Genomic DNA, 12,184 nt, shown 5'->3' on the forward strand with positions numbered 1-12,184 from the left:
AATCACAAAAACAATATAAATGCAAAAAAAAATACTCCTCTTTTTACTAATCTTTATATCATTTTATTCTTGTGGCTCTTATCAGAAAATAAATGAAAATAAAAATAGTCCCGTAGCTTCAAAAACTCTCAATAAAGCCCCCTCTATTGCTGATAAAGTAGTTTGGACAGCTGTATCTTTCAAAGGAACTCCCTACAAGTATGGAGGAACAAGTAATAAAGGAATGGATTGTTCAGGCTTAATTTTCACCTCGTTCAAGAAAAGAAAAATTCTTTTACCTCGCTCTTCAAGATTAATGTATACTAAAGGCAAATACATAAAACTTAATGAAGTTAAAAGAGGAGATTTATTATTTTTTAAAACATCACGAAGAAAGACGGTAAATCATGTTGGCTTAATAACTTCAACAGAAAAAGGAAAAATTCAATTCATCCATGCAACAAGCTCAAAGGGTGTTCTAGTAAGTTATCTAAGTGAAAAATATTGGAAAAGGGCTTTTGTTAGTGCTAAACGGATTATTCATCAATAATCCATATAATATAAACTTTTGTTCATATGTTTTTATAAAAAAACTAATTATTAGTTTAACTTTATTCGCTATACAAAATAATTAAAAAATCGTGCTCTTTAAATATTATAAATTTAAAAAGAGCTGTACATAATTTACAACTATTTTTAAATTTATAATATATTATCTGATGGTTAAATTTCTAATTTAATAACTCCCATAATTTATCCTTAAGTTCCATTAGCCCTATTTGTGCTACGGATGAGATAAATACAGTATCAACATCACTTGGTAACTCTTCAGATAACTCTTCTTTTAATTCTTCATCAAGCATATCACATTTAGAAATTGCTAATAGTCGTTTTTTATCTAATAATTCAGGATTATGTTTTCTTAGTTCCTCTAATAAAACATTAAATTCTTTTTTTACATCCTCACTATCAGCCGTAACAAGAAATAGTAATACTGAATTACGTTCAATATGGCGAAGAAAATAATGACCTAATCCTTTTCCTTCAGAAGCTCCCTCTATAATACCTGGAATATCAGCCATTACAAAACTCTGGTGATTTCTATATTCTACAATTCCTAAATTTGGCTTTAATGTTGTAAATGCATAATCAGCAATTTTAGGTTTTGCTGCGGTAAGTACTGATAATAGAGTAGACTTTCCAGCATTAGGAAATCCAACTAAACCTACATCTGCTAGTACCTTTAGCTCAATTCGATACCACCCTTCCTGACCTTCCAAACCAGGTTGAGCATATCTTGGAGTCTGATTAGTAGGCGATTTAAAATGCCAGTTTCCTTTCCCCCCTTTTCCCCCTTCTAGCAAAACTACATCTTCGTCGTGTTCATTAACTTCAAATAGTACTTTATCAGTATCAGCATCTCTGAAAATAGTACCTAACGGTACCGGAATAATAATATCATTACCATCACTACCTGTACTTCTACTACTACCTCCATCTCCCCCGTGTTCTGCTCTAAAATGACGTTTAAACTTTAAATGAAATAGTGTCCACATACTTTTATCACCACGAACTATTACGTGACCTCCTCTTCCGCCATCTCCTCCATCAGGCCCTCCTTTAGCTACAAACTTTTCTCTATGTAAATGTGCTGACCCTCTACCTCCTTTTCCAGAAGAAGCATAAATTTTTAAATAGTCTACAAAATTTCCTTCAGTCATTTTAATTGTTTTTTAAATAAAAAAGGGACTTTAATAAGTACCCTCTTCACAATTTTACAAATTATCAAATATATTTGATAACCGTTCTGTAATTTGCTCAATAGTACCTACTCCATCAACTCCATGATAATTACCTTTCTCACGGTAAAAATCTTTCAATATAGCTGTCTTTGTATTGTACTCATTAAATCGATTTCTGATTTTGCTTTCATCAGTATCATCAGATCTACCACTAGTTTTTCCTCTTTCAAGAATTCGATTAACTAATAAATCTTCTTGTACTTCCAGCGCTATCATTCCGTTAATTTTTTCTCCCTTCTCGGCTAAAAATTTCTCTAAAGCTACTGCTTGAGATTCAGTTCTCGGAAATCCGTCAAAAATAAATCCACTTGCATCAATATGTCTTTCTACTTCATCTTGTAGCATACTAATGGTAACCTTATCTGGAACAAGTTCGCCTGCATCAATATACTTTTTTGCTAAAAGCCCTAACTCTGTAGCATTTTTGATATTAAATCGAAATACATCCCCTGTTGAAATATGGATTAAATTATATTTTTCTTTTAAAATAGAAGCTTGTGTCCCTTTTCCAGCACCTGGGGGACCAAATAATACAATATTTTTCATTTTTGGTTGTGTTGTTAATTGATAAACAGCAGGCATATTTCTTCCATAACCATTATAATCTAATCCGTAACCAATAATAAAACTATCCGGAATACTCTTCCCTATATAATCTATTGGTAATTCTTTTCTGTAGACGTCTGGTTTAAAGAAAAGTGTTGCTATTTTTAATTCTTTTAAATTTTTAGATTTAAATATTTCGTATATTTCCTGAAGTGTATTTCCTGTATCTATTACATCTTCTAGAATAATCACAGTTCTTCCCTCAAGATTCTCATTAACACCAATTAATTTTTTCACTTTATCAGTAGAAGAAGTTCCTTCGTATGAGGCAAGTTTTACGAAAGACACTTCACAATCACCTTTAAAAGCCCTCATAAAATCAGACGCAAAAATAAAACATCCATTTAATATACCTATAAAAAGAGGAACTTCATTTTCTGGTAAATCATTTTTAACTTGTACAGCTAATTCAGTAACAATACTGGCTATTTCTTTTTTAGAGACATACTCCTTAAAATATAAATCGTGAATTTTTGTAATTTCCATCTGAATGCAAAGATAGTTTCTTGATATTAAATGAAAAAACCGTTTTGAACTCTATTCAAAACGGTTTGACTATAATCTCAATTATAATTTATTTTTTTTCTTTTTTCTTGGCTACGTCAAACATAATTGGTGTTGCAACGAATAATGATGAGTAAGTACCCACAACTACCCCAACAATTAAAGCAAACATAAACCCTTTAATACTATCACCTCCAAAGAAGAAAATAGCTAACATTACTAATAATGTTGTTAAAGATGTATTTATTGTTCTTCCTAAAGTACTACTTAAAGCTTTATCAACCAAATTAGCCGTAAGCGAATTACTGTTATTTGCATACTCTCTAATTCTATCGAAAATAACTACGGTATCATTTAAAGAGTAACCTACTACAGTCAAGATTGCTGCAATAAACGATTGACCAATTTCCATGTCAAAAGGCATAATTTTGTAAAAAATAGAGAAAACTCCTAGCACTACCAATACATCGTGAAATACAGCTACAACAGCACCAATAGAGAAGGCCATTTTTCTAAAACGTAATAATATATACAAGAATACTCCAATTAATGACCCTAATACGGCCCATAAGGCAGATTGCTTTATATCATCAGCTATTGTAGGATCTACCTTCATATAACTCATAATACCTCCTCCATTATTTACTTTTTCAAAACCAGGCTTAAAGTTTTCATAGGAAACATCTCCCAAATAAGGTTGTAAGCCTTTAAATAATGCACTTTGCACCTCTTCGTCAACCTCCTTACTCTTATCTTCAATTTTGAAAACAGTGGTTATTTTTAGTTGATTTTCAGCTCCGTAAGTTTTAACCTCTGGAGCTGTTCCAAATACATCTTTTAAATTATTTGCTACTTCATTCGCCTTCATTGGTTTTTCAAAACGAACAACATATGAACGACCTCCCTTGAAATCAACACCTTGTTTTAGTCCTAGTGTTAACATAGAAGTCAATCCAAAAATAATTAATGTTCCTGAAACAATATAGGCCAACTTACGCTTCTTTAAAAACTCAACATTGATATTTTTAAACCAATTTTTAGAAACGTTGGTATTGAATGTTAAATCCTCTGAATCTTTAACCGATTTATCAATTAACAAACGTGTAATAAATACAGCTGTAAATAATGATGTTGCAATACCAACCATTAATGTTAAAGCAAATCCCTTAATCGGTCCCGTTCCAAAAGCATATAAAATAAAACCTGTCAATAAAGTAGTAATATTAGCATCGATAATAGCAGACAAAGCTCCTTTAACCGAAAATCCTTCATCTACAGAAACACCTAAACCTTTTCCCGCATTTAAACCTTCTTTGATTCTTTCAAAAATAATCACGTTAGCATCAACTGACATACCTATCGTCAAGATAATACCTGCTATACCAGGCAATGTCAATACTGAATTAAACGAAGCTAATATCCCAAAAATGAATAATATATTAACAATCAAAGCTACATTCGCATATACACCTGCCTTTCCGTAATATAAAATCATCCATAGTAAAACAAGTAATATAGCTAAACCAAATGACCAAATACTTGCATTAATAGACTCTTGACCTAACGATGGTCCTACAACTTCTGCTTCAATCATTCGAGCTGGCGCTGGCAATTTACCTGCCTTTAATACAGTTGCAATATCTTTTGCTTCATTTATAGTCATGTTTCCTCCAGAAATCTGAGTACTCCCACTAGTTATAGGCTCATTAACCGACGGTGCAGTATATACATAATCATCTAAAACAACAGCGACAAATTTCCCTGCATTTTCAGTAGTCATTTTACCCCATGCTTTTGTGCCAACACCATTCATTTGCATATTTACAACTGGTTGGTTGGCTCTAGTAGGATGGAAATCTTGCTTTGCATCAGCAATAACATCTCCCTCTATAGGCGCATCATCATTTCTATTTGACTTCACTGCATAAAGTCCAATCATTGGTGTTAAATCTTGGTCTTTATTCTGCTCAGTTCTTTCCGGTGTAAATGGTTTATAATCCCATAGGAATTTTGCATATCGTAAATTTTTAGGAAGTAAAGACTTAATATCTTTATTAGCTAGAAGACTATTTACCATTGCTGTATCTTGTAACTTAGCATAAGCAATAGTAGAACTAACCTGTTGGAAATTTGGTATTAAGTAAGTAAATAATGATTTCTGGGTTTCAACTTTTACTGAATCTTTAGCCTCACCTAATAAATCATCAATATCATCCTCTTTTTTAACCGTGTCCTTAACTTTTTCAGCTTCTTCTTCTACTTCTTCTTTTAATAATTCAATAGCCTTCATATTAGCTGATTGGAAAAAAGGAATTACTTCAGAGTTTGTAAATACTTCCCAAAATTGTAATTCAGCAGTACTTTGTAATAACTTCTGAACACGTTCAATATCTTTTGCTCCAGGTAACTCAACCTGAATTCGTCCAGATGTACCAATACGCTGAATGTTTGGTTGAACAACTCCAAATTTATCAATACGGCTACGTAATACTTCAAATGCAGTGTTTATTGAAGAATTAATTTCTTCTTGTAAAGTCGATTTAACCTGCTCATTTGTTTTGTTGAAGTTTATTTTATCACGTAATGATTTAGTTGCTCCAAAAATATTTGGATCACTTAATTTAACGTTACCCTTACTTAATTCTACGAATGCATCATAGAATAAATCTAAGTAATTATCTTGACTGTTTTTTTGAGCTTCATCAGCTTTTGACAGAGCCTCTCTAAAAACCTCATTTTTAGAATCATTAGATAATCCTATTAGGATATCTTTAACTGACACTTGTAGAATTGCATTAATCCCCCCTTTTAGATCGAGACCAAGATTCATCTCTTTATCTCTGATATCATCATAAGTGAATTTGGCAATTCCTAAATTTACTACTTCCTTATTTGCTACGCTGTCCAGATATCTTCTTTCGAATCTAGCTAACTCTCTACCATTATTATCTTTAACATTTTTTTTCGCGTACTCCTTAGCACTACTTTCTACCTTATTGGCAAAAAATGTAAATGACAATTGATAGGCGCTTACTATTCCAAAAAGAACAGCAAATAATTTAATTAGACCTTTGTTTTGCATTTTTAATTAATTTAAATCGACTTTTTTAAACGTGCAAATATAGTATTTCAAAAAAAGAATTGCCAATTCTTTTAAGATATTTATAATCAAAGAACTTGTTTATCTATAACTTTATATATAAATATTGTTTTTTACCTTTGGTAAATCTTTAATTTTAATTAGGGTAAAGTTTAAATAAAAAAACAAACACTAAAGTGATTATGCAAACATCGAATAATGAAACAATACATTTATCTGATATAGAAATTGCACAGTTAAAAAAACTTAAACATATAAAACACATTGCTAAGAAATTAAACATTGATGAAGATGATTTAGAAATGTACGGCAAGTATAAAGCTAAATTGCCCCTAAACCTCATCAATGAGGAGCAAATTAAAAACAATAATTTAGTTTTAGTAACTGCTTTGACACCTACTCCTGCTGGAGAAGGAAAAACAACTGTATCGATTGGCTTAACAGAAGGTCTAAATAAAATTGGGAAACAAGCCACTGTTGTATTACGTGAACCATCATTAGGACCTGTTTTTGGTATTAAAGGTGGAGCTGCTGGAGGAGGGTATTCTCAGGTAGTACCGATGGAAGACATTAACTTACATTTTACTGGAGACTTTAATGCCATTGAAAAGGCGAACAATTTATTATCTGCTCTAATTGACAACAATCTTCAAAGCAAAACTAATAACTTAAACTTAGACCCTAGAACCATTCTCTGGAAACGAGTTATTGATATGAATGACAGATCATTACGCCAAATAACAATTGGTTTAGGTGGAACAACGAATGGTATTCCAAGAGAAGATGGATTCAATATTACTCCTGCTTCTGAAGTAATGGCTATTTTGTGTATGGCGGATAACTTTGATAACCTAAAAGAGCGATTAGGAAATATTTTTATTGGTTTTACCTTTGATAAGAAACCTATTTTTGCTCGCGATTTAAAAGCTCAAGATGCCATGGCTATTCTACTAAAAGATGCAATCAAACCAAATTTAGTTCAAACATTAGAGGAAAACCCTGCAATTATTCATGGTGGTCCTTTTGCTAATATTGCGCAAGGAACTAACACCATTTTCGCCACTAAAATGGGACTATCTTTATCAAATTATGTAGTTACTGAAGCTGGCTTTGGTGCAGATCTAGGAGCTGAAAAATTCTTGAATATTAAATCCGCATATGCTGGATTGAATCCTAAATGTATTGTTTTAGTGGCTACGGTAAGAGCTTTACGTCATCATGGAGGATCTCCAAAAGATGAATACAATACTCCAAATTTAGAACGAATTAAAAACGGGTTTAAAAACTTAGAAAAGCATATTGAAAATATTCGAAAATTTAATATTGAGCCTGTTGTAGCAATTAATTCATTTATCTCAGATTCTCAAGAAGAGGTTGATTTTATTATTAAGGCATGCGCTGCCTTAGGAGTGCAAGCTGTAACATCAGAAGGATGGGCTAAAGGAGGAGAAGGGACTAAGAGTTTAGCTACGGCTGTAGTAGATGTTATTGAAAACAAATCCTCTCAATACAAACCTCTTTATGACTGGAAATCTCCAGTAAAAGAAAAAATTGAAACTATTGCAAAAGAAGTTTACGGAGCTGTCTCTGTTGAATACAGTAAAAAAGCACAACTAAACCTTCGAAGGATCGATCGATTAGGCTTTAATGACTTTGCCATTTGTATGGCCAAAACCCAAAAATCTTTCTCTGATAATGAAAACTTAATAGGTAGACCAGAAAACTTTATAGTTACAGTACGTGAGATAGAAATAGCAGCTGGAGCTAAATTTATCATTCCAATACTCGGAAAAATGATGAGAATGCCCGGTTTACCCTCAGCACCTGCCTCTGAAGGAATGCACATCGATAATACTGGAAAAATCTCTGGACTTTCATAAATGTTTAACCGTTTTAACACTGAATTTATTTACAAAAAATAATAAAAATTGTTCCCTTGCTAAAAAATAGGAAAGTAAATCTAATTAAAATAAGAAAATTAAAATTATGAGAAAAAATTTATTATTAATCATATTGGTAAGTTTATGTATAGGATGTAAATCCACATCTATTACCAACAATAAACTAGATGGGAAAAAAGAAAGAATGTTAAAAGGTGACTGGACTATTACCTCCGTGACGTTTCCTGGATCGGAATATCTAAACGTTACCTCATTCAACCTGCTAGACTCACAATGTTTTATTGGAAGTGATTGGAACTTTATATCCAACAATAACAAAGGAACGATGCGTATTAAAGGAAATAATAAATGCCAATCATTTGATTCACCAATAACTTGGTATATCAATACAGATGGAAATTTCATATTCAAAATTATCAATGGTAATAAAGCGAAACAAGTCAAAAGTGGTTATATAATGAGCGTAAAAAACATATCTGAGACAAGTTTTCAACTGTCTAACAAAGTTGATGTAGCGGGTAGTATCAAAGATATAACCTATACTTTTCAAAGAAATAATTATTAAAAACTTTTAAAATGAAAAAAGCAATATTATATATTTTAGCATTGTCTTTCCTGGCAGGTAGCACCTTTACTTCTTGTAGCGCTATAAAAAATGCAAATAACACACAAAAAGGAGCTACTATTGGAACAGCTGCTGGCGGGGCACTTGGTGCGATCATAGCAAGAAAAAACCCAGCACTTGGAGCTGTTTTAGGTGGCGTAATTGGTGGTGTAGCAGGAGGGTTAATTGGAAATAATATGGACAAGCAAGCCCGTCAAATCGAACAAGCACTCCCTACAGCTGAGGTAGAAAGAGTTGGTGAAGGGATCAAATTAACACTCGGAGAAAACGCAATAAGATTTGCTGTTAACAAATCTTCGTTAACAACAACCTCTAGAGCTAATTTGAACAAATTGATTAATGTTTTCCAAGAATACAAGGATACCAATATTATTATTTATGGATATACAGATAGTACTGGTAGAGCAGAATACAATAAAACGTTATCTGAAAAAAGAGCTAACTCTGTAAAAGATTTTTTTATTGGTAAAGGATTAAACCCAAATAGATTCCAAATAAAAGGTTTAGGAATCGAAAACCCAATAGCATCGAACGATACTGCAGAAGGGAGAAGTAAAAATAGACGCGTTGAATTCGCTATTGTAGCAAACCAACAAATGGTGAATACTGCTAAAAACGAAGCAAATAAATAATTTATCCAGAAAAACACTAGTTCTATTTAATATGAACTAGTGTTTTCTCTCCTATTTTTTAACAATCCGAATCCTTACAACTAAACCTTCATTACTTCGAATATTAAATACTGTGTCGTCCTCAAAAATTAGATATTGTCCTTTAATTCCAACTAATTTTCCTACAAAACTTTCCTGTTTAATCAAATTCAAGCTTTTAGGTTTTATGGGGTATTTTTCTACAGGAAAATAAATATTCATTGCCTTATCTTTTTCTAAAAAATACTCTTTTGTCTCTTCTGGAATAAAAGGCATCAACTTTACTTTCCAATCCTTCAAATCAGCTTCTTCAATATCATTTCTTAGCATTTTTCTCCAATTCGTTTTATCTGCTACATGCTTTTTAAGAGCAACTTCTGTAATTCCTGCTAAATATCTATTCGGCACTTCTAAAATTTCAATTGCCTCATGCGCACCTTGGTCTATCCATCTAGTTGGCACCTGACTTTTTCTTGTTACTCCTACTTTCACATTACTTGAGTTTGCTAAATAAACAATATGTGGCTGTAACTGCATTTCTTTTTCATATTCAAGATCCCTATCTTCTTTATCTAAATGAGCCTTACTTAACTCTGGCCTAAGAATCCAATCAGCAACCCTTGGTGATTCAAAAAAGCATTTTTTACAAAATCCTTGTCTATAGATTTCTCTTTCACTACCACAATTTAAACACTCATAAGTTATAAAACTTAATGAAATAACTCTATTTAAAAGTTGGTTAATATTCAAAAAGTCAGACTTCATATCCAAATAATATTGAACACACTCTAAGTTTTCAGTTGACATTTTTTTTAACACTCCTTGATATTCCATAACCTAAATTTTATTACTTTTATCTAAAATTATTTACTTGTTTTAACTAAACTAGAAATAGTTTTATTATCAAAAAATCATAACAATAAACTACAACTACAAACTTAAAAAATATTATGGCGTTTACGTTTATAAATTCAATCATTTCTTGGTTTTTAAAAAAACGAAAACATCAGGTAGAACTTTTCCTGAAATACCCTGTTTATGTTCAGAACGAAGTTTTGTCAAAACTACTAAATACCGCAAAAAACACCGAATATGGAAAACAGCACAACTTTTCTTCTATTAAATCATATGAAGATTTTATTAAGAAAGTTCCTATTAGAAAGTACGAGAGTATTGAACCTTTAATTGAACGATGTAGGCAAGGAGAACAAAACATATTTTGGCCAACCCAAATTCGTTGGTTTGCTAAATCCAGTGGTACTACTAACGCAAAAAGTAAGTTTATCCCTGTTAGTGATCAAGCAATCGGAGACTGTCATCTTAAAGCAGGGAAGGATATGTTATGTCTTTATATTAACAACAACAAAAACGCACAATTATTTACAGGTAAAGGTCTTAGACTAGGTGGAAGTTCTAATGTCTATGAAGACAATAACTCTAACTTCGGAGATTTATCTGCTATAATAATAGAGAATATGCCTTTTTGGGCTGATTTCAGTTCTGCTCCCAAACAAGAGGTAGCTTTAATGAGTGAATGGGAAACAAAAATGGAAGCAATTATAGATGAAACCATTAATGAAAATATTACTAGCCTCGTAGGGGTTCCATCATGGATGCTTGTTTTACTAAACAGAGTGTTGGAAAAAACGGGCAAGAGCAATATATTAGAAGTTTGGCCTAACTTGGAAGTTTATTTTCATGGAGGAGTAAACTTCAATCCATATCGTGAGCAATACAAAAAATTAATTCCAAAAGAATCTTTTAAATACTATGAAACATATAACGCTTCGGAAGGTTTCTTCGGAATACAGGACAAAAACAACTCAGATGAACTTTTATTAATGCTTGATTATGGTATTTTTTATGAGTTTATTCCCATGCCCCATTTTGACGGTGAAAACTCTATTGCCATTCCTTTAGAAAAGGTTGAAAAAAACACAAACTATGCAGTTGTTATAACTACTAATGGTGGCCTATGGCGTTATTTAATTGGTGATACAGTTAAATTTACCTCCACAAACCCTTATAGAATTAAAGTCACCGGTAGAACGAAACATCATATAAACGTATTTGGAGAAGAATTGATTATTGAGAATGCTGAGGAGAGCCTAAAGGCTGCATGCTTAAAAACAGATGCAACAGTTAAAGATTACACAGTTGGCCCTGTTTTTATGGATAATAGTATTCAAGGTGCTCATGAATGGGTAATAGAATTTGGTAAGGCTCCAGAAAATCTAGATTTTTTTACTGAAATGTTAGACAGCCATCTAAAGAATTGCAATTCAGACTACGAAGCAAAACGTTATAATAATATGACCCTAGGAATGCCAAAAGTTCATCAAGCTAGAAATGGCTTGTTCTATGAATGGTTAAAAATAAAAGGGAAGTTAGGAGGCCAACACAAAGTCCCTAGATTATCTAATAAACGTGAGTTCATTGACGAACTTTTGAGTCTATAAAAAACAACATATAAACACTTTTTTTAATTTAAGGATCTCAAAAGCTACAAATCATTTAATGAATTTTTATAGGTAATGTAAATTGTGATGTCACAGCAACTCCTTTCTTTATAGCTGGCTTTACTTTTGGCAGTTTTTTAATAGCAGTGTTTAAAAGGCTATCCAACATGGGTATTTTTTTTAATACCGCTTTAGATGATTGAATTTTTTCTAGTTTTATATTACCTGTTTTACATACTTTTATACTCAATATAACTTGTTCATTAATCTCTCCTTCAACTTGAATGTTTTCCAGAAATAAATTTTTCTTAACCCTCCTTAGAACCCCTTCTTTAAAGCATCTTTCTCTGTTAATATTACTAAGACTATCACAACTTAAGAAAGCTGGAAAATGATCTATCTGATTAATATTTATTGCTTCAAGATAATTTTTCTTTTCAAAACTACTTTTTATTGAGTAATTACAAGAATTTAAAAATAAAAGAAATGAAATAAAATAAAACCTCATTTACCTGATTTTTAAGCGAAAGATAAGACATAATTCAACATAAAAAAAGT

At 31.8% G+C, this 12,184-nt stretch carries 10 protein-coding genes; 5 read left to right on the top strand and 5 right to left on the bottom strand.

All coding sequences use genetic code 11. The features are described from left to right. Nucleotides 1-19 precede the first annotated feature (19 nt). Entirely contained in the window at nucleotides 20-529 is a 510-nt protein-coding gene (locus ACSIGE_RS07660; protein WP_440882157.1) for a C40 family peptidase, read from the top strand. Between the two features lie 181 nt (nucleotides 530-710). Here ACSIGE_RS07660 and obgE read toward each other — a convergent pair whose 3' ends face one another. From obgE to secDF, 3 genes are all read right to left on the bottom strand, one after another. Further along, nucleotides 711-1,700, bottom strand: a complete 990-nt coding sequence (gene obgE / locus ACSIGE_RS07665; protein ID WP_440882158.1) for a GTPase ObgE — start codon at nucleotides 1,698-1,700, stop codon at nucleotides 711-713. Nucleotides 1,701-1,754: 54 nt separating this feature from the next. Beyond that, nucleotides 1,755-2,873, bottom strand: a complete 1,119-nt coding sequence (locus ACSIGE_RS07670) for an adenylate kinase (RefSeq protein ID WP_440882159.1) — start codon at nucleotides 2,871-2,873, stop codon at nucleotides 1,755-1,757. 88 nt (nucleotides 2,874-2,961) lie between these two features. After that, nucleotides 2,962-5,973, bottom strand: coding sequence for a protein translocase subunit SecDF (gene secDF, locus ACSIGE_RS07675; RefSeq protein ID WP_440882160.1), 3,012 nt, complete (start codon nucleotides 5,971-5,973; stop codon nucleotides 2,962-2,964). Nucleotides 5,974-6,173: 200 nt separating this feature from the next. On the opposite strand from secDF, the gene ACSIGE_RS07680 reads away from it, so the two are divergent. From ACSIGE_RS07680 to ACSIGE_RS07690, 3 genes are all read left to right on the top strand, one after another. Further along, nucleotides 6,174-7,871, top strand: a complete 1,698-nt coding sequence (locus ACSIGE_RS07680; protein WP_440882161.1) for a formate--tetrahydrofolate ligase — start codon at nucleotides 6,174-6,176, stop codon at nucleotides 7,869-7,871. A gap of 106 nt (nucleotides 7,872-7,977) precedes the next feature. Further along, complete coding sequence (locus ACSIGE_RS07685) at nucleotides 7,978-8,457, top strand: hypothetical protein (protein WP_440882162.1); 480 nt, start codon at nucleotides 7,978-7,980, stop codon at nucleotides 8,455-8,457. 11 nt (nucleotides 8,458-8,468) lie between these two features. Next, nucleotides 8,469-9,149 (top strand): OmpA family protein, encoded by a 681-nt coding sequence (locus ACSIGE_RS07690; RefSeq protein WP_440882163.1) that lies wholly within the window; start codon nucleotides 8,469-8,471, stop codon nucleotides 9,147-9,149. A 51-nt stretch (nucleotides 9,150-9,200) separates the two neighbouring features. Here ACSIGE_RS07690 and ACSIGE_RS07695 read toward each other — a convergent pair whose 3' ends face one another. Continuing rightward, complete coding sequence (locus tag ACSIGE_RS07695) at nucleotides 9,201-10,001, bottom strand: DUF2797 domain-containing protein (protein WP_440882164.1); 801 nt, start codon at nucleotides 9,999-10,001, stop codon at nucleotides 9,201-9,203. A 116-nt stretch (nucleotides 10,002-10,117) separates the two neighbouring features. Here ACSIGE_RS07695 and ACSIGE_RS07700 point away from each other — a divergent pair, with 116 nt between their 5' ends. Then, nucleotides 10,118-11,626, top strand: a complete 1,509-nt coding sequence (locus ACSIGE_RS07700; protein WP_440882165.1) for a GH3 auxin-responsive promoter family protein — start codon at nucleotides 10,118-10,120, stop codon at nucleotides 11,624-11,626. A 55-nt stretch (nucleotides 11,627-11,681) separates the two neighbouring features. Here ACSIGE_RS07700 and ACSIGE_RS07705 read toward each other — a convergent pair whose 3' ends face one another. After that, nucleotides 11,682-12,134, bottom strand: a complete 453-nt coding sequence (locus tag ACSIGE_RS07705; protein WP_440882166.1) for a hypothetical protein — start codon at nucleotides 12,132-12,134, stop codon at nucleotides 11,682-11,684. Nucleotides 12,135-12,184 lie beyond the last annotated feature (50 nt).

It is taken from the genome of Tenacibaculum profundi (assembly GCF_052050075.1).
Lineage (GTDB): Bacteria > Bacteroidota > Bacteroidia > Flavobacteriales > Flavobacteriaceae > Polaribacter.

Coding starts and splice junctions, on each gene's coding strand:
- ACSIGE_RS07695 (WP_440882164.1), bottom strand. CDS start 10,001: ATGGAATATCAAGGAGTGTTAAAAAAAATGTCAACTGAAAACTTAGAG.
- secDF (WP_440882160.1), bottom strand. CDS start 5,973: ATGCAAAACAAAGGTCTAATTAAATTATTTGCTGTTCTTTTTGGAATA.
- ACSIGE_RS07705 (WP_440882166.1), bottom strand. CDS start 12,134: ATGAGGTTTTATTTTATTTCATTTCTTTTATTTTTAAATTCTTGTAAT.
- ACSIGE_RS07690 (WP_440882163.1), top strand. CDS start 8,469: ATGAAAAAAGCAATATTATATATTTTAGCATTGTCTTTCCTGGCAGGT.
- obgE (WP_440882158.1), bottom strand. CDS start 1,700: ATGACTGAAGGAAATTTTGTAGACTATTTAAAAATTTATGCTTCTTCT.
- ACSIGE_RS07660 (WP_440882157.1), top strand. CDS start 20: ATGCAAAAAAAAATACTCCTCTTTTTACTAATCTTTATATCATTTTAT.
- ACSIGE_RS07680 (WP_440882161.1), top strand. CDS start 6,174: ATGCAAACATCGAATAATGAAACAATACATTTATCTGATATAGAAATT.
- ACSIGE_RS07670 (WP_440882159.1), bottom strand. CDS start 2,873: ATGGAAATTACAAAAATTCACGATTTATATTTTAAGGAGTATGTCTCT.
- ACSIGE_RS07685 (WP_440882162.1), top strand. CDS start 7,978: ATGAGAAAAAATTTATTATTAATCATATTGGTAAGTTTATGTATAGGA.
- ACSIGE_RS07700 (WP_440882165.1), top strand. CDS start 10,118: ATGGCGTTTACGTTTATAAATTCAATCATTTCTTGGTTTTTAAAAAAA.